20 protein-coding genes are annotated in these 22,916 nt (G+C 48.3%); 10 read left to right on the top strand and 10 right to left on the bottom strand.

What is annotated here, in order from left to right; all coding sequences use genetic code 11:
• The first annotated feature begins 39 nt into the window (after window positions 1-39).
• Entirely contained in the window at window positions 40-792 is a 753-nt protein-coding gene (locus H6F76_RS26100; protein WP_190512693.1) for a ferritin-like domain-containing protein, read from the top strand.
• Between the two features lie 130 nt (window positions 793-922).
• Window positions 923-1,813, top strand: coding sequence for an alpha/beta fold hydrolase (locus tag H6F76_RS26105; RefSeq protein ID WP_190512695.1), 891 nt, complete (start codon window positions 923-925; stop codon window positions 1,811-1,813).
• Between the two features lie 85 nt (window positions 1,814-1,898).
• Here the strand turns inward: H6F76_RS26105 and H6F76_RS26110 are convergent, their stop codons facing one another.
• Entirely contained in the window at window positions 1,899-2,735 is an 837-nt protein-coding gene (locus H6F76_RS26110; protein ID WP_190453129.1) for a carbohydrate ABC transporter permease, read from the bottom strand.
• 309 nt (window positions 2,736-3,044) lie between these two features.
• Between H6F76_RS26110 and H6F76_RS26115 the strand changes: the two genes are divergently transcribed.
• Both H6F76_RS26115 and H6F76_RS26120 read left to right on the top strand, forming a co-directional pair.
• Window positions 3,045-3,740, top strand: a complete 696-nt coding sequence (locus H6F76_RS26115) for an aldehyde oxygenase (deformylating) (protein WP_190453126.1) — start codon at window positions 3,045-3,047, stop codon at window positions 3,738-3,740.
• A gap of 320 nt (window positions 3,741-4,060) precedes the next feature.
• Window positions 4,061-5,080: a long-chain acyl-[acyl-carrier-protein] reductase gene (locus H6F76_RS26120; protein ID WP_190453123.1), complete on the top strand. Its 1,020-nt coding sequence runs from the start codon at window positions 4,061-4,063 to the stop codon at window positions 5,078-5,080.
• A gap of 179 nt (window positions 5,081-5,259) precedes the next feature.
• Here the strand turns inward: H6F76_RS26120 and H6F76_RS26125 are convergent, their stop codons facing one another.
• The 3 genes from H6F76_RS26125 to psbB form a co-directional block, all read right to left on the bottom strand.
• On the bottom strand, window positions 5,260-5,862 hold the full coding sequence (locus H6F76_RS26125; protein WP_242036857.1) for a GNAT family N-acetyltransferase: 603 nt from the start codon (window positions 5,860-5,862) through the stop codon (window positions 5,260-5,262).
• 241 nt (window positions 5,863-6,103) lie between these two features.
• Window positions 6,104-6,199, bottom strand: a complete 96-nt coding sequence (locus tag H6F76_RS26130) for a photosystem II reaction center protein T (RefSeq protein WP_190453120.1) — start codon at window positions 6,197-6,199, stop codon at window positions 6,104-6,106.
• A 134-nt stretch (window positions 6,200-6,333) separates the two neighbouring features.
• On the bottom strand, window positions 6,334-7,866 hold the full coding sequence (gene psbB / locus H6F76_RS26135) for a photosystem II chlorophyll-binding protein CP47 (protein ID WP_190453115.1): 1,533 nt from the start codon (window positions 7,864-7,866) through the stop codon (window positions 6,334-6,336).
• Between the two features lie 528 nt (window positions 7,867-8,394).
• On the opposite strand from psbB, the gene H6F76_RS26140 reads away from it, so the two are divergent.
• Together H6F76_RS26140 and psbM are read left to right on the top strand one after the other, a co-directional pair.
• Window positions 8,395-8,700: a 2Fe-2S iron-sulfur cluster-binding protein gene (locus H6F76_RS26140; protein ID WP_190512697.1), complete on the top strand. Its 306-nt coding sequence runs from the start codon at window positions 8,395-8,397 to the stop codon at window positions 8,698-8,700.
• A gap of 227 nt (window positions 8,701-8,927) precedes the next feature.
• On the top strand, window positions 8,928-9,044 hold the full coding sequence (gene psbM / locus H6F76_RS26145) for a photosystem II reaction center protein PsbM (protein ID WP_190453109.1): 117 nt from the start codon (window positions 8,928-8,930) through the stop codon (window positions 9,042-9,044).
• Between the two features lie 219 nt (window positions 9,045-9,263).
• Here the strand turns inward: psbM and H6F76_RS26150 are convergent, their stop codons facing one another.
• On the bottom strand, window positions 9,264-9,629 hold the full coding sequence (locus H6F76_RS26150; protein ID WP_190512699.1) for a hypothetical protein: 366 nt from the start codon (window positions 9,627-9,629) through the stop codon (window positions 9,264-9,266).
• 431 nt (window positions 9,630-10,060) lie between these two features.
• Here H6F76_RS26150 and H6F76_RS26155 point away from each other — a divergent pair, with 431 nt between their 5' ends.
• A complete protein-coding gene (locus tag H6F76_RS26155; RefSeq protein ID WP_190453103.1) occupies window positions 10,061-10,891 on the top strand; it encodes a photosystem II manganese-stabilizing polypeptide in 831 nt (276 codons plus the stop codon).
• A 609-nt stretch (window positions 10,892-11,500) separates the two neighbouring features.
• Window positions 11,501-12,277: an RNA polymerase sigma factor SigF gene (locus H6F76_RS26160; RefSeq protein ID WP_190512701.1), complete on the top strand. Its 777-nt coding sequence runs from the start codon at window positions 11,501-11,503 to the stop codon at window positions 12,275-12,277.
• 108 nt (window positions 12,278-12,385) lie between these two features.
• Here the strand turns inward: H6F76_RS26160 and H6F76_RS26165 are convergent, their stop codons facing one another.
• Together H6F76_RS26165 and H6F76_RS26170 are read right to left on the bottom strand one after the other, a co-directional pair.
• Complete coding sequence (locus H6F76_RS26165; protein ID WP_190512703.1) at window positions 12,386-13,606, bottom strand: acetate kinase; 1,221 nt, start codon at window positions 13,604-13,606, stop codon at window positions 12,386-12,388.
• Between the two features lie 46 nt (window positions 13,607-13,652).
• Window positions 13,653-16,928: a PAS domain S-box protein gene (locus H6F76_RS26170; protein ID WP_190512705.1), complete on the bottom strand. Its 3,276-nt coding sequence runs from the start codon at window positions 16,926-16,928 to the stop codon at window positions 13,653-13,655.
• A 535-nt stretch (window positions 16,929-17,463) separates the two neighbouring features.
• Between H6F76_RS26170 and H6F76_RS26175 the strand changes: the two genes are divergently transcribed.
• On the top strand, window positions 17,464-18,690 hold the full coding sequence (locus tag H6F76_RS26175) for an S-layer homology domain-containing protein (protein WP_190512707.1): 1,227 nt from the start codon (window positions 17,464-17,466) through the stop codon (window positions 18,688-18,690).
• 238 nt (window positions 18,691-18,928) lie between these two features.
• Here the strand turns inward: H6F76_RS26175 and H6F76_RS26180 are convergent, their stop codons facing one another.
• On the bottom strand, window positions 18,929-20,527 hold the full coding sequence (locus H6F76_RS26180) for a sensor histidine kinase (RefSeq protein ID WP_206754418.1): 1,599 nt from the start codon (window positions 20,525-20,527) through the stop codon (window positions 18,929-18,931).
• Between the two features lie 580 nt (window positions 20,528-21,107).
• On the opposite strand from H6F76_RS26180, the gene H6F76_RS26185 reads away from it, so the two are divergent.
• A complete protein-coding gene (locus tag H6F76_RS26185) occupies window positions 21,108-21,425 on the top strand; it encodes a DUF3155 domain-containing protein (protein ID WP_190453085.1) in 318 nt (105 codons plus the stop codon).
• 185 nt (window positions 21,426-21,610) lie between these two features.
• Here H6F76_RS26185 and H6F76_RS26190 read toward each other — a convergent pair whose 3' ends face one another.
• Together H6F76_RS26190 and H6F76_RS26195 are read right to left on the bottom strand one after the other, a co-directional pair.
• Window positions 21,611-22,153: a cofactor assembly of complex C subunit B gene (locus H6F76_RS26190; RefSeq protein WP_190512710.1), complete on the bottom strand. Its 543-nt coding sequence runs from the start codon at window positions 22,151-22,153 to the stop codon at window positions 21,611-21,613.
• A gap of 195 nt (window positions 22,154-22,348) precedes the next feature.
• Window positions 22,349-22,732 (bottom strand): PadR family transcriptional regulator, encoded by a 384-nt coding sequence (locus tag H6F76_RS26195; RefSeq protein WP_190453077.1) that lies wholly within the window; start codon window positions 22,730-22,732, stop codon window positions 22,349-22,351.
• Window positions 22,733-22,916 lie beyond the last annotated feature (184 nt).

The raw sequence follows: 22,916 nt of genomic DNA on the forward strand, positions 1-22,916 counted from the left end.
ACGTTAGGATGTCGTCTGTAAGCACGTTCTCACACAGTTATGAACTTTCTCACCCAAGTGTTACATCTGGTTGGTTCTGGTGCTGCCGCGTTTATCACTGCCCGTAATATGCGCGACCCGCTAACCCGTCCAAATACGCTGGCAAGCTTGCAACTAGCAGAATCCGGCTCTGTACCGTTTTTGGAAACCTTGCGCGATCGTGCGGCTACTGAAGGCGATCTTTGGCTGGCAGAGAAGCTAACCCGTCATGCTAACGATGAGCGTCGTCATGGTCAAATCTTTGCCCATGCCCTGAAGCAACTCAATAAGCAGGTGATTGACTTTAAGAATACGCCTAAACCAGTAGAAAAAGCTGGTGAGCCAAAGCGCAACCCGTTCTTTGATGCCTATTTTGAGGGCTATACCTCCACAGAGCTAAAACCAGAGGCGATCGACTGGATTGCCTTTCTGGCAAGCACATACATTCTAGAACTGGATGCCAGTAAAGACTTTGTGCGTATGGCAAATGTGCTGCCAGAGGATGAGCCTGTTAGCGCCAACCTCAAAAAGGGCATTTTGAGCGTTGCCAGTGACGAAACGGGACACGCTGCCTACCTGCGAGAAGGGCTTGAGCGACGTTTGACTGCGGCTGAAGTCGATGCTGTCATCGACTCTTGGCGTACGCGCAAAGTGAACGCTATGCTCGCGATGGTTGGCAATTTCATTCAAAAGAGCGGCAAATCCCCCTCCCTTGTTCAGGATGGGGTGCCAACCGAGATGTCAGAAGCCCCAGAAGCAGCACTTGCAGCTTAAAGAAGCAGGCAAGAGACTATCGCTAGGGAGGTTACATATAACCTCCCTACAGACAAAAGCTAGCTTCTGAAAGCCTTTAGCGATAGGCATCACGCTAAAATGTTGAAGGTGATTCTGATTTCCCTAAATAATGCAAGCTCCTCCACTTTCGCCACCAAAGCCTGGTCAATATTGGCAGTGGCAACAGCAGCCGATTTACTATGTCAAAGCTGGCACCCGTCAGGCAGAACGTCCGCCCCTGCTGCTGATTCATGGTTTCGGTGCGTCTACAGACCACTGGCGCAAGTCGATCGCAGGTTTGAGTGAAGACTTTGAAGTCTGGGCGATCGATCTTTTGGGCTTTGGGCGATCAGCAAAGCCCGATCGATCTTACAGTGGCAATCTATGGCGCGATCAGCTCCACGACTTTATTACGCAAGTGATTGGTCAACCCGTTGTCCTTGTAGGCAACTCTTTGGGCGGCTATGCTGCTCTTTGCGTCGCTGCTCAACGTCCTGAATCCGCAGCCGGGTTAGTGCTCATCAACAGCGCTGGACCGTTCACAGACATTCAGGGCACGACTAAACCTGACCCTATACGCGAGGTTATGGGTAAAGTTGCCCAAACGTTGTTTCGTCAGGATTGGGCAAGTTTTCTCTTGTTCCAGTATGTGCGCCAAAAAACACTGATCCGCAAGACGTTAGAGAACGTTTACTTAGATCAAACGGCTGTAACAGACCAGCTCGTCGAGGAAATCTATCAGCCCTCCTGTGATCCGGGTGCGCCCAAGGTGTTTGCCTCGGTCTTCCGCACGCCTCAAGGTGAAAAGGTTGATGTGTTACTGGGTCAGCTTACTTGTCCCTTGCTGATGTTATGGGGTGAAGCTGATCCTTGGATCAACGCTAGAGAGCGGGGCGAAAAGTTTCGCCAGTATCATCCGCAATTGACTGAGTACTATTTACGTGCGGGTCACTGTCCCCATGATGAGATACCTGATCAAGTGAATGAACTGCTGCGATCGTGGGTCAACACTAGCCTCTAAACAGTTGTACCTAAGCCTCTAAACAGTTGTACCTATACAGTTATGCCTCTAAGAACATTACACGTAACGTCCTTAGAGGCATTTTTCAATTCTTGATGCCCGTGGTCGCAATGCCTCGAATGAACTGGCGCTGACCCAGCAAAAAAAGCAGTACGATCGGCAACGTAGCAATTACAACTGCTGCCATAAGCAACGACCAATCATTAGTAAATTGCTCTTGAAACTCTGCCAGAGCTAGTTGCACCGTTTTTAGCTCTGGACGTGTGGTAAACACTAACGGTTTAAACAGATCATTCCACTCGCCAATAAAGGTAAAAAGAAAAAGTGTGGTCAAAGCCGGTCGGGCAAGCGGCAGCATAATGCGCCACAAGATTTGCAGCCGACTTGCACCATCAAGCGCTGCTGCTTCCTCTAGCTCGATCGGAATGGTCTGAAAATACTGTCTTAGTAAAAAAATGCCGAAGCCGTTGGCGATCGTTGGCAAAACCAGCGCACCGTAAGTATTGATCAAATGCCCCCACTTTAAGACTAGAAAAATGGGGATCACCAACATCTGAAACGGAATTACCAATGTTGCCAGCATGATGAGTAAAAGCGCCTGCCTGCCGCGAAACTGCAAGCGTGCCAGCGCATAGCCTGCCAACGCAGAAGTGACAATTTGCCCACCTGTAACTACTAGTCCTACAACAGTAGAATTTACAAACGCCAGCAGAAAGCTCCCTTGAAGCCATGCCTGACGATACGATTGCCAAGACCAACCAGAGACTTTGCCAGCCGTTGCAGGCGGCAAAAAAGAAGTCGCTGCCACAATGCCTAACGGCAACAACACAAGCCCAGCACCTAATACCAGCAAAAGGAAGCTGATCAAGGCAAATATGCTGGAACCATTTGCTGGTATTGAACGGACGGTTTCTGGTGGCATAACGTGAGAGAAGAACGCACTGGCACTATGTAGGCACACCATTCGATCAGCGTAATCTACGGATTCTCAGCTCTAAATGTGCTCTTTTTTACTGAATCTAATGTAAATAGACGCTGATAACGACTCTGAATTGCGATTTCCCCACATGGGAACTGAATCTTCCGTTAATTAGTCAATTCCCTTACAGGAAAGAGCTAAAGTGAGATAGGCACGAATTTTACACTTTCGTTGCATTGCGCCAAATTTCTTACCATAATCGTCCCAACGCCGAATCAGTATCGGCTGCATTCCTAAGGAGACAATAGACTTATGCCGCAGCTTGAGGCAAGTGCAGCAATCGATTTTTACAGTGAAGTCTACAAAGATGCCTACAGCCGCATTAACGCGATTGTGATTGAGGGTGAACAGGAGGCAAACGAAAACTACATTAGGCTGGCTGAATTAATCCCTGATCAGAGCGAACAGTTATTCAGTCTAGCGAAAATGGAGAATCGCCACAAGAAAGGCTTTGAAGCATGTGGACGCAACCTCAAGGTCACACCTGATCTAGACTTTGCTCGCCAGTTCTTCTCCAAACTACACGAAAATTTTCAGGCTGCTGCTGCCCAGGGCAACATTGTGACCTGCTTACTGATTCAATCATTGATCATTGAGTGCTTTGCGATCGCCGCCTACAACATCTACATTCCAGTAGCCGACGATTTTGCCCGCAAAATTACTGAAGGTGTGGTTAAAGACGAATACAGCCACCTCAATTTTGGCGAAGAATGGCTAAAAGCCAACTTTGAAACCGCTAAAGCAGAACTGGAAACGGCAAACCGCCAAAATCTTCCTCTAGTTTGGCAAATGCTTAATCAAGTGGAAAAGGATGCTCATGTACTGGGCATGGAAAAAGAATCGCTTGTAGAAGACTTTATGATTCAGTACGGTGAAGCACTGGAAAATATTGGCTTTACCACTCGCGAAATCATGCGGATGTCTGCTCTTGGTCTTTCTGCTGCCTAACGTTGTAGCCAGTGTGGGCTGAACACTTTGATCCTACTCATGTATCTATAAAGTGTTTTTGCTGCAATCCATCTGCTACTTAATAGCAATGGCAGCCAGCCCTCAATGATATTGCTTGCTCTAAGCAGCAGTAATTTACGGGAGTTAGTGGCGATCGCTACTAACTCCTCTCAGCATAAGTGATTGATTCCATTACTCTTTCAAATCGGTACTGGCTTATCTGCTAATAGATGAGTCATTCTAGGCAGTATCTTCTAACACGCGTTAAAAGATGCTCATCAAGCTACTTCCATCAAATTCTTAAGTTTGCAGAGTCGTTCATGTTTGGTTTAATTGGTCATCTCACAAGCCTAGAGCACGCTCAATCAGTTGCCGAAGAATTAGGGTACCCCGAATACGCTAACCAAGGTCTTGATTTTTGGTGCAGTGCCCCGCCCCAGATCGTCGATACTATCAAGGTTACAAGCATTACGGGTCAGACTATTGAAGGTCGATACGTCGAATCTTGCTTTCTACCAGAGATGTTAGCTGCTCGTCGTATCAAGGCTGCTACTCGCAAGATTATTAATGCAATGGCGCATGCCCAGAAGCATGGGATCAACATCACTGCACTGGGTGGATTTTCCTCCATCATCTTTGAAAACTTTAACTTACAGCAGGTTCGGCAAGTGCGGAATGTGATGCTGGAGTTTGAGCGCTTCACAACCGGAAATACCCACACTGCATATATTATCTGCCGCCAGGTTGAGCAGGCATCAAAGGCATTGGGTATTAATCTTTCTACTGCTACTGTTGCTGTGTGTGGCGCAACCGGAGACATTGGTAGTGCGGTCTGTCGCTGGCTTAACACTCGCACAGATGTGGCTGAACTCTTACTGATTGCTCGTAACCAGGAACGCCTCCAAGCGTTACAGGACGAACTGGGTCGCGGCAAGATTATGGGTTTGCAAGAAGCCTTGCCTCAAGCAGATATTGTTGTCTGGGTCGCCAGTATGCCGAAAGGTGTGGAGATTGACCCGGCGACCTTAAAACAGCCTTGTTTGCTGATTGATGGTGGCTATCCAAAAAATTTAGCAACCAAAGTTCAGGGGCCAGGTCTTTGTGTCTTGAATGGAGGCATTGTCGAGCATTCTCTGGATATTGATTGGCGCATTATGAACATCGTCAATATGGATGTTCCCGCTCGCCAGCTTTTTGCTTGTTTCGCCGAGTCCATGCTGCTTGAATTTGAGAAATGGCACACTAACTTCTCCTGGGGGCGCAACCATATCACGGTTGAAAAAATGGAGCAGATCGGGCAGGTCTCTGTGAAACACGGGTTCAGGCCGTTACTTGTCTAGCACGATCGTACCTTCCACCATTGAACCGTATCGCTTATAGACATGCCAAGCCTGGTCAAAAATGAGTTAACACGGCTCGTTTTTCCAGGCTATTGTCTGTTGTTTTAGTTTTAATGGTGCTACTTAACTAAGGTTGAGAAAAGAGCAAGCGTGAGTGTTGCAAAACGTTCGATCGTTGGTCACTGCAAGATAGCATCCGCCGTTTGAGAAAAAGGTGCCGCCAAACGCTTTTGTAAAAGTAATCTTCGCGGCTGCTGAAAAAGCCAACCGCGCCAAAAAGGATCAGCTTGCATCACCCGATAGCCTGCCTTCTCGTACAATCGCCTTGCCTGATGGTTGTCTTCTAGCACATGCAGGTAGAGGTCTTGAAAGCCGCCCTCTAGAGCGATCGACTCACATGCCCCTAAGAGCTTTTGTGCCACACCTCGCCTGCGCACGTCCGAGTATACAGCCAAATTTGAAACATACGGGTAAGGCAGACTGCGGAACTGAAAGGGGCTAGTTGAACGAAAGGTAATTTCCACCGTTCCTACCAGATCGCGTCTCGCAGTCGCCTCACCCGTAGATGGCAAGATCACAGCCACAAGACACACATAATCTGATGCCGAAGACGAGCGTAAACGATAGCGCAGATCTTCGTACACGCCTACTCGCAAAAGCGGAAGAAACCAGCGCATGAAGCCAACATTCGGATAAAAGCTATCTGAAAGAAGCTCAACGAGAGCGGCCAAATCCTTCAGTTGGGCAGCGCGGATCGAGAGGCTCAGCGGGTTAGAAGACAATCCGTACGTTGGTGGCTGACTACAGTTCAAAAGCAAATATAGAACGAAAAACTTAGCGATCACTACTTTACAGCTAAAAGAACAGTCACTTCTTTGTTCTAAACGCTAGAAACTAGGAGTAGTCCGTACTTTTTCTGAATCTTGAGCTAAAAATAACTGAATTATCAAACTAATATAGGCACCACTTACATAGCTATTGCAACTAAAGTCATTGCAATAGCTACGCAAGGAAGATTTCAAACTATTTGCCAATGCGGGGGGGTTCACGAAAGGCGATCGCAAAAAAGAGCACGCCTAACGCCAACGTAATGATCAAAATGTAAGCAACGCTTTCCATACCAAAAAATCCCAACCTTTTTGCAAAACCAGTCTATCGACCTAACTATAAAAGGGGCTAACAGTCTCTACATGACGATCGATAATGGTCAATCTTCAGCAGATTCAGTTGTAGCCCCTTAATTCTACGAACGCCTAAACGGCTTCTTTGCGGCGAGTACTCTTATCACCGAGCTTCTGATAGAAGCCCCACTCTACTTGCTCTTCGGAGAGGTCTGGATCAACACCTGCAAACACATCCCGGAAGATGGTACGAGTGCCATGCCAGATATGACCAAAGAAGAATAGCAGCGCGAATACTGCATGACCAAAGGTAAACCAACCACGAGGGCTAGTACGGAATACACCATCAGAATTCAGCGTCTCACGATCGAACTCAAATGGTTCACCCAGTTGGCTCGCACGTGCATAGCGCTTAACAGTAGCAGGATCTTTAAACGTTTGACCGTTCAATACCCCTCCGTAGAAGCTTGCTGTCACACCGTTTTGTTCAAAGCTGTACTTAGACTCTGCTTTGCGGAACGGAATATCAGCACGCACAATGCCATCTTTATCAGTCAGGACAACTGGAAAGTTCTCAAAGAAGTTAGGCAGGCGGCGCACTGATAGCTCTCGCCCTTCGCTGTCTTTAAAGACTGGATGACCCAACCAAGCCTGAGCAATGCCATCACCTTTGTTCATTTGACCCGTGCGGAACAAACCACCCTTCGCAGGGCTATTGCCAACATAGTCGTAGAAAGCAAGTTTCTCAGGAATCGCTGCATAGGCATCTACTAAGCTGCTTCCATCAGCAACACTTGTCTGCACGCGACGATCGATTTCTTGCTTAAAGAAACCGCTATCCCACTGATAGCGCGTTGGACCAAACAATTCGATCGGTGTTGTTGCGCTACCAAACCACATTGTGCCAGCAACGACGAACGCTGCAAAAAACACTGCTGCAATACTGCTAGAAAGCACTGTTTCAATGTTCCCCATCCGCAGCGCTTTGTACAAACGCTCTGGGGGACGAACACTCAGGTGAAAAAGACCAGCAATGATGCCAACAATGCCTGCGGCGATGTGATGCGCCACAACCCCGCCTGGGTTGAAAGGATTAAACCCAGCTGGGCCCCATTCAGGCGCTACAGGTTGAACGCTACCAGTTAGGCCGTAGGGATCAGATACCCACATACCAGGACCAAACAGTCCTGTCAGATGGAAGGCACCAAAGCCAAAGCAGAGCAAACCAGACAAAAACAAATGAATGCCAAACATCTTTGGCAAATCAAGTGCTGGCTCACCAGTACGAGGATCTCTAAAAAGCTCCAGATCCCAGTAAACCCAGTGCCAGCAGGCTGCTAGAAACAACAGACCAGACAGGACAATGTGAGCAGCCGCAACACCCTCAAACGACCAAAAGCCAGGATTAACTCCTGTCTCGCCAGTGATGCTCCAGCCACTCCAAGAGCCTGTGACACCCAACCGTGCCATAAACGGCATAACAAACATCCCTTGACGCCAGATCGGATTGAGAACTGGGTCACTCGGATCGAAGATCGCAAGCTCATAGAGAGCCATGGAACCTGCCCACCCTGCCACAAGTGCAGTGTGCATCAGGTGCGTTGCGATTAGCCGACCTGGATCATTGATAAGAACAGTATGTACTCGGTACCAGGGTAGTCCCATTGACTACGCTCCTCCTTGTGAATAGCTCTAGTTCGACGTATTCCTAAACATTTTTTAAAGCGCCAGACATTTAGTATCTCTACCAAGTCTGAGGCTCATTCAACCTCACGCTTCTCAATCTGGCTCTTAATTCGGCAGTCTGACAAGAGCTAGATTGCAGCCCACCAGAGATGTTTGTGAAAATGAAGACGTACAAAGAAGTGTAACCAGTGTGAGAACCGATTGCAAGCAAAAGAGAGTTATGCCAAAGTTTTGAGCAAGCCAGGCATAGTCTTGTAAACTTACGTAACAGCAAGGCGTTGAAGCTATCAAATGTTACCAAAGTTTTAGGGACGTAGATGAGGTTTAAGGAACGGTGTTAACGTCCCCAAACTTTTGGCTCTAGCGTACACAGCGTACGGTCTCTATCTTCTTAATAATGTTCTGCTTCTAGCTGAATGCAGGCACCAAGCCCAATTGGTATCTTCTGCTCACAACCATATCTCCCTGTAATCACCACAGCTACTTTTTGTAAACGGAATCTAAGGCATGACAACCATTAAGTTTTTGAAAGAAGATCGTGAAGTCGTTGTGGCAGATGGTGCAAACCTTAGACTAAAGGCGATCGAGAACCGCATTGACATTTATACCTTTGTGGGAAAAATGACCAACTGTGGTGGCTACGGTCAATGTGGCACGTGCCTTGTCGAAGTTGTTGAAGGCATGGAGCATCTTTCGCCCCTCACCGACACGGAAAAGAACAAACTGAAGAAGAAACCTCCTACCTACCGGCTAGCGTGTCAGGCTCTGGTGAATGGTGACGTAACTATTAAAACTAAGCCTTCTACAAAATGAAGGCTTTTGAACTTGGAGTGTGATCGCCCTGAATCCAAACGCCTTTCTGCCTCAGAAACCGTAGTGTGCGCTTCTTACAGAATGACTACTTAAACAGACAGAATGACTACTTAAGTAGAGCGTTTCTACCAGATCAACGTGTAGTTCGTTCACAACCCTATTTTCAGTCAGGAAGATCGCACAGTGGTATCCTGTTAGTGTCGATGCAGCGCTAGTCGGGTAATTTTATGCAAGTCAATGAGTTAGGGTTTATTGCAAGCATCCTATTCGTGCTGGTTCCAGCAGTTTTTCTACTCATCCTCTACATTCAGACGGCAAGCAGAGAAACCAATAAAGACTCTTAAGAGTGCCATCTGGCAGTCTTTGAATTCATTCGCAAAGTGCTAGGAGCGACAGTTCCTGGCACTTTGTGTTTTGATTGCTGTTGCGACTGGTGTTACGAATGCAGCGTCGGTTGAGATTAGTTTGATCGTTTGTGCAATCGACTGAGCCTACTGCCTTCTGTTTATCTTTGGGTGTGGTTGCACTGGCATCACAAGCAACTGTTGCATGAACACGGGTGCTTAAAGGAGCGTTTCATCAGCGCCTGCAAGAGGAATAAAGCTGGCAAAACTTGATGCTGGGTCTTTAACCGCTGTGTCCTGAAAATTGCTGAGTAATGACTGTAATTTCATGCGGTGGATATAGGGCCAGCCACCAGACGCTTCAATATCCTTTAGTAAGCTGTAGAGTGCCTGACGATTATCAGGTAGAGAATCCTGAAATAGGCTATCACGGATCTCTTGATGCAAGCCTTCTAGCAGCCTCAGTAAAGACAACAGGGCTAAATTATCACCTTGACGGTCACGGGCTACCTGCCGAATAGTCTCAGCAATGGACTGGAGACTAGCTTCAAGATGCTGTGCCTTGACACAATCGCGATCGCTCATCAAAGTAAAATCCCTAAACACTACCTAATCATCTAGCTAGTATCTGACATTAGTCCGTCAAGTGCATCACCTGCCATCCTGCCCTTTAATGCTAGTAGCTGCAACTGCTGGTATTAAGTGCAACTGTCAGCGCTAACTTTATTGTGTAGATCAAGTAAAAGCTACATTGCCGTGTAAAATTCAGAATGAAGTCTTAGTTCGATCGTGTCTAGGAATTAAGCCTTCAGTAAGGCAGAGATATACTTCATCCTGTCTCACTGAAGACTTGGGGCATGCTCCCAGAGATTTAGGTACTGGGTTCTAGTAGAGTCTTCTTGCCTGTTGTCACAGTTGTCGCTAAGGCAAGGCTCCCGTCTTAATGGGTGAAGCTCGTTAAGATTCAGCTTTTGGTTTCATTGTCAAAAAATATTTACGTTGATATTGAGGTTTTCATGAAGTACCGCGCTTTAACCGTTGCACTTCTGGCATTATGCGTCAGTCTAATGACTGTTTTTTCTACACCCCCCGCTTTTGCTAGAGAAGCCCTAACGTACGATCAAATTCGAGGCACGGGCTTGGCTAACAGTTGTCCAGTGCTAGAAGCAACATCTCGTGGTTCAATACCGATCGAAGCTGATAAGTCCTACACACTTACCTCTCTTTGTTTGCAGCCAACGAGCTTTCTCATCAAAGAGGAATCTACAAACAAACGGCAAAAAGCAGAATTTGTTTCCGCTAAACTAATGACCCGCTACACATCTACTATTGAGTCGGTTGAAGGCAAACTAAACCTAAACCCTGATGGTAGTCTTACGTTCGTTGAACAAGATGGTATTGACTTTCAAGCCATTACTGTGCAGCTTCCTGGTGGTGAGCGCGTTCCGTTTTTGTTTACCATTAAGAGCTTAGTCGCCACTACTCAGCCTGGGTTAGGTAGTATCAGTACGGCTACTGACTTCGAAGGCTCGTTTAAGGTACCCTCTTACCGCACGGCAAACTTCCTTGACCCAAAAGGTCGTGGTTTGACTGCTGGTTATGGCAATGCGGTCGGTCTTCCTGCTCAGGGAGATGCTGAAGAATTAGCAAAGGAAAACACAAAGCAGTTTCAGCTTGATAAAGGTCGAATTTCGCTCCAGGTTGCCAAGATTGACAATGTAACAGGCGAAATTGCCGGCACTTTTGAGAGTGAACAGCCATCCGAGACAGACATGGGTTCTAAAAAACCCAGCGACGTCAGGATCAGTGGTCTTTTCTATGCTCGTGTTGAACCAGCGGCGGTCTAAGCTTTGAAAGCTTGTTCCTGAGTCTTAGATGAAGCGGGTTTTCACTTCATGTTGCTAATTGATCTACTTTTTAGGGGGCATAGAGCCCCTTTTTTTGAGCTTTTACATTACACTTTTTTACTTGAAATTCTGCTTAACGGTAAATAAGGGATCTGTATCTATAACCAAAAAAAACAATGAAAAGTGCTGCTGCTTTGCCTTTCCGTAGAATCAACGTTGTCGTCGTATAATTTCAGGAAGTCGATTCTTTGCCGAAACTCCAACTTGTAACAATATTGCAACCGCTAGTGAACAACCAGTGATGAGCCGCTTTGACTTTATTATCAGATCCGTAAAAATGCCGTTGCTGTGAATCTGTGTGAACGAATAGTGTTAATCAACAGCAGTAGAACGTCAGCACACCAACTTGGTTTCTCAGAAAAAACTCTGAAGGCTCTGGTCGCTGGAGTGCAGTTCAACTGAAGTCATTGAGTTCTTTAGTCGAATGGTTAGTTGTTTGCAAGACCCATTCCTAGAGTGATTTTTCCGCCCAGTGTGCCCTGCTGAACATTAACTAAGACGGCGTTTGATTCTTCCTGATATCACTTGCTCTACCGACTGAAATTCGTCATGCTAACGACAGTAAACTGTGAATTGAAAAGCGAGAGTTTACAACTTTTGCGGGTCTATCAACAATCGCCCTGTCCTCAGGTGCGAAATCAACTGGTTGAACTTAACATTGGTTTAGTTAGAAAGGAAGCGCATCACTGGATTCACCAGTGTACTGAGGGTTACGAGGATTTGCTACAGGTTGGCTCGATCGGCTTGATTCGGGCAATCGAACGTTTCGACATCTCAAAAGGGCACGCTTTTAGTTCCTTTGCCATTCCCTATATACGGGGTGAGATTCAACACTATCTGCGCGATAAAAGTCCTTCTGTTCGCATTCCCCGACGTTGGCAAGCGCTTGAACGGCAAGCAGCCCTAGCAGTACGTGATTTGCAGGTCAAGCTGAAGCGTCAACCCATCGACTCGGAAATTGCAGTAGCGATCGATATCACATTGGCTGAGTGGCAAGAGATTAAACTGGCTTGCCGTAACCGTGCCATTCTTAGTCTAGATGCACCCGTCCGGGATGAAGACGAAGGAGCATCGTCACTAGGGGAATTAGTACCGGATACACAATATCGCAGCTTCCAACTAGCGCAAGAAGACCAGTTGCGCCTACAGCAGTCGTTAGTGCAACTAGAAAACCGAACACGTGAAATCCTAGAGTTCGTCTTTCTCCACGACTTGACCCAAAAAGAAACTGCCGAGCGTCTTGGTATTAGTGCTGTTACGGTTTCTCGTCGGGTTAAAAAGGGACTAGAGTCGCTCCAAAAACTGATGGTCGGGTCAGAAGACTAACGTCATTGTTTGATCAACATACTTTTGTCTTCAGCTGGCGTTTAGAACGCAACCTTTCATAACAGAACATAACTCGGTTCAACAGCGTATCGCTGCGCTTTTACTGGTTCATGCGTTCTTGCTATGTAAATGCCAACATTCTTGAGCAATCGCCCAATCTTCTTGAGTGTGGATGACAAGGACACGGACTGTTGAGCCAGACATCGCAATGTCTTGGTCAACGGGTGTCTGCTGATTCTTTTCTAGATCTAGCTTGAGCCCTAGAAAGCTGAAAGCTTCGCAGGCAGCAGCCCTCACTGCTGACGAGTTTTCGCCAACCCCAGCAGTGAAAACCAGTGCATCTAGTCCGCCTAGGCTGGCTAGCATGGCTCCAATGTAAGAGCGCAGCCGATGAATGTACATAGCGAACGAAAGTTTGGCCCGCTCGTTGCCTGTGGCGATTGCAGCTTGGATTTGGCGCAGATCGCTTGATATACCGGAAATGCCCTTCAAGCCTGAGTCTTGATTAAGCATCTGGTTAAGCTGATCTGCCGTGCAGCCCTCTTGACGTAGTAAGTAGATTAAGATGCCAGGGTCAATGGCACCTGATCGGCTGCCCATCATCAGACCGTCCAACGGTGTGAAACCCATAGTCGTATCGATGCTGTGCCCTTCACGAACGGCTGCTAGCGAACAGCCATTACCTAGGTGGCAGATAATCAACTTTAGGGCGGCAGGATCAGTCTGTAGAATCTGTGCGGTACGGTGCGTGCAGTATTGATGGCTGATGCCATGAAAGCCGTAGCGCCGCACGTCTTTAGTAAGCCATTCGTAGGGAATGGGGTAGGTAGCCGCTTCTAAAGGCATATAGGCATGGAAGGCAGTGTCGAAAACAGCAATTTGTGGTGTTGAGGGCAAGATACGTTCAACAGCTTCAATACCTTCTAGGTTGGCAGGGTTATGGGCAGGAGCAAGCACGGCTAGTCGAGCGATCGCTGCCTTCACTTCATTAGTTACGTAAGTGCTAGCGAGATACTCCCGTCCACCATGAACGACCCGATGTCCAACGGCATCAATTTCGGCAAGTGTTTCGATCACTTTTGTTTTGCCCTGCCAGAGCGTAGCGAGCAGATGGGCAGTGATGGCAGGGCGATCGTCTGCTGGCAGCCCTTCCTCACGTACTGCTCCATGAGCTGTTTTGACTTTAATTTCAGCAACATTCTGCTGATGCGTCCAATCGACGTGAGCATCCCAAAGCGGTGGCTGTGGCTCAGAGAGTTTGTCCTCTGTTAGATCATAGAGACAGCTTTTTTGGCTGCTTGATCCAGCATTTAGCACGAGTATTTTCATGAAAGGCTCAAGTAAATAACAAGGTTAGAAGTCTTAGCCATGCTGCTTAAGCTGCTAGCGGTAGGGTAAACCAAAAGGTTGCACCCTGCCCAGGCGCACTAATTGCGCCAATCTGCCCACCATGAGCTGTAATGATTTGCCGACAAAGATAAAGACCTAAGCCGATACCAGTTGAACGACGGGCGCGTGTGCCACGAGTGTAACGGTCGAAGAGGGAATCACATTCGTCTGGGGTCATACCAACTCCATTGTCTTGCACACTACAGCGGATCATGTCACTGGCGATCGTTGCCTCTAGCGTTAAATGTAGTCCGGGTGGATTATGCTTCAACGCATTGGTAAGGAGATTCTCAAACACGCGCCGCAGCATAGTGGAATCAGCAGTAACCAAAGGGAAGGCAGCGGAAATTTGATTGTTCAGCGTTGCCTGGTTCTCAAGCAACAGCGGCTCTAGATCATCGACGATTGCGCGTACTAGATTGCTTAAGTTGAGCTGTTCGCAGTGCAGATTAATGCCCCAAGTTTCGCTGGAGTGTGCTTCTAGTAAGGAGTTGATCATACTAAGCTGACGATCGCTGCTTTGCACCATCCGCTCCAAAATCGAGCGTTTAAGCACAACCGTATCGCCTGGTTTCTGCTGTAGGTTTTTGAGTACCATCATCGTGCCCATGATGGGTGTCCGCAGATCATGAGAAACAGCATTCAAAAAGTCGTCTTTGGTTTGACTAAGTTCCTGAAGTGCCAGCATGTTTTGTTGGAGTTGAGCTGTACGTTCCTGCACCTGTTGTTCCAGGCTGCTAGCAAGGGTTTGCACTTGATGGTACAGCTCTGCCTGCTGAATCGCGATCGCCACTTGCACTGCCAATTGCTCTAAAAGCTGAGTCTCGAAAGCTGTCCAGTGACGGGGGCGGTCACACTGATTGGCAACCAGTACACCAAAGAACTCCTCGCCGAGGATAATGGGCACTCCCAGGCTGGCTTGAATGTGGCAGCGCTTGTAATAATCTGCCAATAGGGGTGATACGGTTGCGGTTGCAGTATCGTCGATCGCTTGCACTTGCCCTTGAGCAAACAGCGCTCGAATTTCGCGCAGGTAGATGTCATCGGCAATCCAGGTAAGAATTGACCCCCATTCGGCTGCGGCAGATTCTGCAACAACTTTGCCATGCCATGCTGCATCAATTTGACCGATGAAGACGCGATCGACGGTCAGAAATTGACGAACTTCGGCTACGGTGGTCGTAAGAATTTGATCGAGATTGAGCGATCGCCGAATGCGGAGAGCGATTAACCCTAGCAGACGATCGCGGTCAGCATTTGCCTGTAGCTGGGCGATCGCGCGTTTGCGCTGCGTAATGTCGCGCACAATTGCCAGTACCTCATCTTTACCACTCACAACCAAGCGGGCTTCGTAGTCACGCAATTCGCCTTGGTTACGTAGTTGATACTCAAAAATCTGGATTTCGCCCGTTGTTAGCGTGCGTGTAATGTATGCCATCCGCTGCTCCGCCGTTTCTGGAGGTAGCACTTCGTAGATGGTTTTGCCGATCATGTCACTGGCTGGAGTGACAAAGTCATTCTCTTGCTCGGCTTTGCAGTCTAGATACATACCGTCCCGACGGATGCGGAACATCATGTCGGGGATTGCATTTAAAAACGCCAGGTTGCGTGCTTCACTGACTTGGAGGGCTTCTTCCGTGCGTTTGCGATCAGTGATATCGAATGAAACCGTGAGCAGGCAGGAAACGCCTTTAAGGCGAATGATTTCTGCAGAGAGGAGTGCTACGCCAATTTCACCCGATTTGCGACGGAATTTTATTTCTAAGTTACGAACTGAGCCACACTCTTGAAGCATTTGCAGCATGGTGGCACGTGCTCCTAAATCGACCCAAATGTTTAAGGCGGGGATTGTAAGCCCAATGATCTCTTCCCGCTGGTAGCCTGTAATCTGTAAGAAGCTGTCGTTAACGTCGATGACGCGCGATAGGGGAGCGGCTTGTAAGGTTGTGAGGGTCATTGCAGTGGGGCTACGCTGAAAGACGATCGAAAATTTTTCCTCGGATTCGCGTAGTGCTTGTTCCGATCGCTTCCGTTCGGTGATGTCTAGAATGTAGCCTTCGTAATGGGTTACGTCTCCCGCTTCGTTGTAAATCAAGCTACAAAAGTCATAGACCCAGCGAACGTCTCCATCCGCCTGTACGATTCGGTAATCTTGTTCAATAGCGGTTGCTTTGGCAGCGACGCTTGCCGCCACTTCAGTCTCAACTCGAGTCGCATCATCCGGGTAGATAATATCGCCATAAAGGAGTTTGCCAGACGTGAATGTCTCTGGCTCGTAGCCAAACTGATGCACATTGGCAGACACATACTCAACTGGGAAGCCCGTTTCTGCTCGCCAGCGAAAGACAACCACTGAACCTGACGCAAAGAGGCGACGTTCACGATCGCTGGCTTGCTCTGCCCGTCTACGCTCCGTTACATCCGTTAAAACTGACAGGGAGCGTAGGGTTGCCCCGTCTGAGTCTCGCTCAGCGATCGCAGACAGCAACACGTCCATGATTTCGCCGTTTTTCTTCACAAATTGATAGGGTACGTCAGTACACAGACCGGTGCTGAAGTAGGCTGGCAGTACAACTGTTTCAGCATAATGACGTGAGGCTGGAGTCATAAACTCTACGGCTTTGCGCCCCAATACCTCACTGCGTGTGTAGCCGAGTGACGAGAGCCAGTGCTCGCTGACGCTGATTAAACAATCGCGGCGATCGGTCGATTGGAGCATTGCGGGTGTGTTGTTGTAGAGCGAGCGATAGCGATGCTCCCGCTCGCGCAGTGCTGCTTCTGCACGTTTGCGATCAGTAACGTCACGCTCAATACCAAGTACTTCTCCTGCGCCACTCACAACCAAGCGCACTTCGTAATCCCGCTGTTCTCCAATCTGTGAACCGCGGTCGTGGGTAAGCTGATACTCCAGCGTTTGCAGTGTGCCAGAGTCAAGGGTACGGGCGATCGCGTCTAAACAGCGCTGGGCGATCGCGTCAGGGAGAAATTCGCGCAGATTGCTACCGACAACGGTTTCGCGGCTAAACCCGTACTCGGCATCCTCTGCTGTGCCCTTGAAGTCTAGGCTATCGCCTTGTCGATTGACCAAAAACACGCGATCGGGCAGTGCCTGCAAAATGGCTTTGTACCAAATATGAGGTGGCTCTGGTTCTGGTTCTGGAGACTTCAAATATTTCGCCAGAATGTTTTGAAGTCGCTCAAATGCCGCCTCATCCCGGCAGCAGTCCCGCATTGCCTGTAAGTCCACCGTGTCAAGAATCATCGCCAATTCCTGCAAGTAATGCTACGTTCTATCCCTATCGTTGAAGCACTTGGAGCCTGGAAGAGAAGGATGTGTGGGAGTTGTTCCTACTCACTAGTTCTCCTGCCCTAACCTAAATGACTGTTGCTATGTCGCTTCAGTTACATCTTCCTGGTAAAACAGGAAGTGCGATCGTTTTCAAAGGAAGAATTTAAGCCTCTTGAATCGTGCTGGGCTAATTTCAAGCGCTTGCTCGTTGCCTACGCTAACCATATGAGGAAAATAATCGTGCGTTTAGGCGCTGAACAGGTATCATCACGGCTACTTAGGGCAAAATGCTTTGCTGATTGTCTGTGACTTTAAAGGCAACTAATGGCATATCTATGCGTCTCTAAGTGTAGAAGAAGGGAAATAAATCCCGATCGTGATAGCCGCAATCACGGTCTTTTTGCTGAAAATCGGCATATTTCGCTGTCTTTTTCTTTCTGGAACCTTCAAACTCGCTGAAGGTCTATAAAACTAACGAATCGTCAATGTATCTTTGGAGAACTTTCTTATGTCTTATGTCAATGCGTGGAAATCTGGGACAGCCATTTTAGTTGCTCTCGGTATGACTACGGGCGCGGTTGCACCGATCGTGATCACTGCTCCTGCCTCTGCCCAAACCGCCTTTCCAGACGTGCCTTCGAGCTACTGGGCAAGCGGGTTTATTCAAGCACTCGTTAACCGCGGCGTTATTGCTGGGTTTCCTGATGGCTCGTTTCGTCCTGAAGAACCCGTAACTCGTGCTCAATTTGCCGCCATTGTTAGCAAAGCCTTTAACAGACAGCCTGTCCGCCAACCTGTGCAATTTACCGATATCCCGGCTGGCTTCTGGGCAACAAATGCTATTCAGGCAGCATATACAACTGGCTTTTTGGCAGGCTATCCCGGTAACGCCTTTAGACCAGACGAAAATATTCCCCGTGCTCAAGTGCTGGTGTCGCTGGCGAACGGGTTGAACTATGCTGCCACTGCTCCTGTCGATAGCGTTCTAGTAGCATATAGCGATGTAGCCAACATTCCTGAGTACGCTCGTCCCAGCATTGCTGCCGCTACTCAACGGCAGATCGTCGTCAACTACCCTGACGTCAAAACCCTAAACCCAAATCAAGCAGCCACACGTGCCGAAGTTGCAGCGTTTGTCTATCAAGCACTAGTGAGTGCTGGGCAAGTGTCAGCTATTAATTCGCCCTATATTGTTGGCGCAGTACCACAAGGTGTACGCATTCCGGCTGGAGCATCGATTCCTGTGCGCTATGAAAGAGCTGACAGGATTTTGCTGGCTCGAAATGAACCGAATCCTGTTCCTGTAACCCTTAAGGTGTCGCAGAATATTGTGGATGCTCAAGGCGCAGTGCTGATTCCGGTCAATAGCGCCGTGGTTGGGCAACTGCAAATAGCTCAGGGAGGCGCTCAATTCGTTGCTAGCCAGATTATCTTGCCAAATGGTACTGAGCTTCCTGTGAGTGCTAATTCTGAAGTTATCACCCGGACTGAGAGTGTAAGCAGAGGGACGAATGTTGGCAGATTGATTGGAGGTACTGTTGTAGGGGCAGGTGCTGCGGCTGGTATTTCTGCTGTCACGGGCGATCGCGTCATTAAGGCTGAGGAGGTGCTTCCTGGTGCCGCTGTTGGTGCACTGGCTGGCTTCTTTCTTGGTAGGGATAAGGTGGATCTGATTGCCATTAACCCCAATACGGATCTGAACTTGACGCTTGCGTCAGACCTTGTGATTCGTTAAGAGTAAGACTACGGGTTGAAGCTCCACGGATTGAAGCTCCATTGATTGAGGCGATTCTGTTGGGGTACAGCCATGCTGTGCCCCAACTTAATGTTGGCAGTTGTTAGGGTTGGCGGCTGGTTGAAACAGCTTAAACAAAGCTCTGTGTGCAGTCAGTTTTTGGGTTTTGTGAAAGGCTTCCGTCACATCCAGGGCTAAAATCCTTATTGCCAGAAGCAGCTTTCATCCTTCACTGCCCTCAAGGTGCTTGTTGTTCTGATAGCGTCAGCTTGGAGGCTTCAGCGATCGCCAACCGCACCATCACCGTTGTGCCTTGTCCATGGGCTGTCAGAGCTGCAACAATGTTCTGATCCACACTATTGACCTGGGCAGGGCTAAACACGTAAATTTCACCCTGCATTTGTGTGACTAAGGCACGCGCAATCGCTAAACCTAGACCACTTCCAGGTATCGCTGTTTGAGCCTGCACGCCCCGGTAGCGACGCTCAAAAATATGCGGCAGATCTTTGGGTGGAATGCCGGGTCCAGTATCCGAGATCGCAATTTCTACCGTTCGCTTTTTGCCTTTTCTCACACCTGCCTCTACTAAAACCAGCCCTCCAGCAGGCGTGTACTTCAGGGCATTGTCGATCGCGTTACTTAATACTTCTTGCAGTAGCTGCCTACTAGCAAACACAGACGGCAGATCGTTGGGAATGTCAGCCAGGAGAGTGAGCGATCGTTCTTGGGCGATTGCCCTAGCAGATGCCAGTAGTGGTTCGAGTGCCATTGCTAGCGGGCAAGGCTCCAGCACGAAGGCTGTTCTTGAAAGAAAGTCGGCGGCTGGTAAGAGTGGCAACGTTTGCGACTCCTGCTGCCGAGAGCCTGTTAGGTGTTGGTCTGTCGCTACATCTTGCTGTTGCTCCTGCAATCTCCCGCCAAAGGCAGGAGGTAATGTCAACGGCTGCGGTTTCAGCGCATCTGTCTCAGCAACTGCCCATTCAAGCTGCTGGGCTAAGTCGCGTAAGCGAGATGTTTCATGTACAAGGCTAGCGGCAACGTCTCGGTTCGCATCTTCTGGCAACAGTCGCTTAAGAATTAACTTGCCAAAAGTCTGGAGCGTAGTCAATGAGTTGCGGAACTGATGCAACAGATTATCTAACAGGTCGTGCTGCTGGGCTTGCAACCGCTGTCGCTGCTCGTGCTCAAGCCACTGGTCACGCTGATCGAGGACACGTGCGATCGCTAAAGTCTCAGCAATCTGGTGAATTTGTGCCTGCTCCGATTCTGTCCACAGGCGATCGTTGCGCTCTGTCACTAATAAACCCAGCACTGCCGTTTCATGCATAAGTGGCATGACAATACGGCGCTCAGGCACCAGCGCTGCGTGGTCTGACTGCGAATGTTCTGGCTGTGGCTGTTTGGGCTGTGGCTCAGTATCGCTGCTAGCACGTGGCGCACGATCGCTCTTAGTAAAAGGCTCTGTCCCTGCTACTTGTACTGACGCTTGATCCAGAGTCGCAGGGAGTGGTGCTGCTTGCGACAAATCAGAATACGGTTCTGCCAGTAGCCATAGAGGCGATTTAGCTGTGTCGATTGTAGACGGGAGTGATCGTACTCCCCCTTGCGTCTGCCAATCGACAGCCGTCTCTGGATAAGCAACTACAGGTATAAGCTGCGTTTCTGCACCCTCTACTAATTCCTGCGTTAGATACACTACGCTTAAAGATGCCCCTAACGCCTGTGTCAGGAGTATTACCTGCGCTCGACAAAGGGCGACGAATTCAGCACTAGTCAGCATCAGCATGAAGCGTTTTCTAAAAGCAAGCGGTAACGCAGCAAGTTTACTCTCAAGCATAACTCTGTTATCTAGGTCTCAAGCACTGCATTTAATAAGGAAGTTTTCTCTTAAAGACTTTTACTCGATTGATGCCGTAGTGCAAGCAAGCGTCTTGCTTACAACGTAGTCGCGATACCCGCCTTAAGTTCGTTAATCTCTTGTGTGGAGCTGAAGACTGAGCAAGCCCTTCACGACGCAATTCTACAATCCTGCTTGTTTAGCGGCTCTAGGTACACTGAAATCTAGACACTAAAATCTACAATCGCAATTTCTTCAGGTGAAACCTTGCTCCTTCTCTTCGCTACAATGCTGGATAATTTGCTGAAGCAGAAGATGCTTGCTTGAGATGCCTTGCTAAGTTGTACAAAAGGTTGCAGTTTAATGAAGTAGGGTTTACTTACGTGAAAAGACCTGTAGCGACGGCTTTTCACCGTTATTCAGTAACTACCGACTACCAAACATGAATGCATTTCTGAGAAGATTTAAATCTTTGTATCAATGGGTTAAAAGAAGTTGAAATTCTAGCCCCGAATCGCTATACTTGCGTCGTCTTTGTAACTATCACTACACTTGATCGACAACAAAGGGGGTAACGGGATTGGCAAGGAGACGTAAGCGGAAAAGCCGTAGACGGCAGGAGGGGCGGAGAATTCTGGAGAATGTGCCTCAATTTAGCATTGAATGCGGAGAGGACAAACCAGTAACAGCCGCTCGCAAATTTATTCACTCAGAAGGTATTGCGCCACCGGCTTTACTGCTTGTGAAACGTAATGAGCATACTACAGATCGGTACTTCTGGGCTGAAAAAGGGTTGTTTGGGGCGCAGTATGTTGAAGAAAACCATTTTCTGTTCCCCAGCCTAAAAGTGTCGGATGAAGAATCTGATGAGCTTCCGGTCGTCGCTCAGACTCGTTGAGTTTCAGGTGATAGTTCTGAGCGCGATCGGGCAGCTTCTGCTCGCTACATTCAAAACCTCCAATACTCAAGCGATTACATCAGAAGCCCCGGCTGAATGCATTCAGCCGGGGCTTAATCTATATGGTTTACTTGTACAAAGACAGTGGAAACGTTCGCTCCACCAGATTATCGAGCGTAGTCCGGCTACATCTCAGACTCAACGCGCTTCAACGACATACGCTTCTGAAGTTCTGCTAGTTCATCACGATGAGCTGTTACAGTAATCACGCTAGTTGTCTCTGCATTCAGGGCATCATTGCTTTCTACTTGCAGCAAAACCCTCTCAGGGCGTGCGGACTTGCGCCAATAAAAAACGCCAGCGAGTGGTGACAGCAGCGGTAACGCCAACAATCCAGTAGAGAACTCTGAGAAAAGATAAGACAGCATTAGCGAAAGGCAAAGTAAACCGATCGCTGCTAACAGCGTTAGAAAAATAGCTAGTACCACACTGGGTCGAACGAAGCCTTCAAACGTAACCTGAAGCCTTGCTGCGTCTGTTGCCACAATCTGGTAGGCACGCTGCGTAAAGTAAGCTTGTAATTGGTTTAAGAGCGATAGCTCTGACTGCTCTGAGGTCAGCCTCACTACCTCAATACGATCCTTTACCGAAGCCCTGATAAAGAACAGCAAGCCAATCAACATTAATAAAGCCAACACAAAGGTTGACGGCAGTACAGAGGCACTCATTGTTGCAAACTTGTTTAGAACAGTTCACCTAACAGTCTATGCCTAAGTTCTGCAACTAAGCCAATCGAGCAAATGCTCATGCACTTCTACCTCATTAGGACTCGACTGGCTTACAACAGTGAATGAACACAAACTGAAGCGTCAAAGAGGCGATCGCAACATCAACTGCGCTAGCAACCCTATTGGTTAACTGCTCTAATTAGTAGTAGCAGCTAACCCTTTTGAGTGAGCCATCGTGCTGTGGTCTTTGACATACTCGTACCAAAGACGAGTCAAATCTTGAGCCTGTTGCTGTACCTCTGAACGGATTTGGTACATCCGGCGAGGGCGACCCCGACCTTCAACCTTTTTCCAATAACCTTCAATAATTTGCTCGTCCTCTAAGAACTTCAGCGCACTGTATAAAACTGTGTCAGAAAGACGATAGCTCGGGTACTCGGTCTCTAGTAGTTGAATCAACTCGGTGCCATAGGAGTCACCACGCGATAGAACGGCGAGTACGTAACATACTGCTAGCTCTTTGTTGAGATAGAACGGCGGCGGCGCTTGAAAAAATTGATAGATATCGTCGAACTTCATCTTTCCCATCCAAAATAATCACAACTTTGTTCACATTGGCTGCAAAGCGCCGCAAATGAACCGCAGACAACATAACCACACTATCGACCACCCCCCCTTACTCAACATCATCCAAAAGCATTAAATTCGTGCTCAACGTAAAAAAAAGTATGCCTTTGGATGTGTAAGTCAGGCTCTTGCCTTT

The organism is Leptolyngbya sp. FACHB-321 (genome assembly GCF_014695975.1).
Lineage (GTDB): Bacteria > Cyanobacteriota > Cyanobacteriia > Leptolyngbyales > Leptolyngbyaceae > Stenomitos.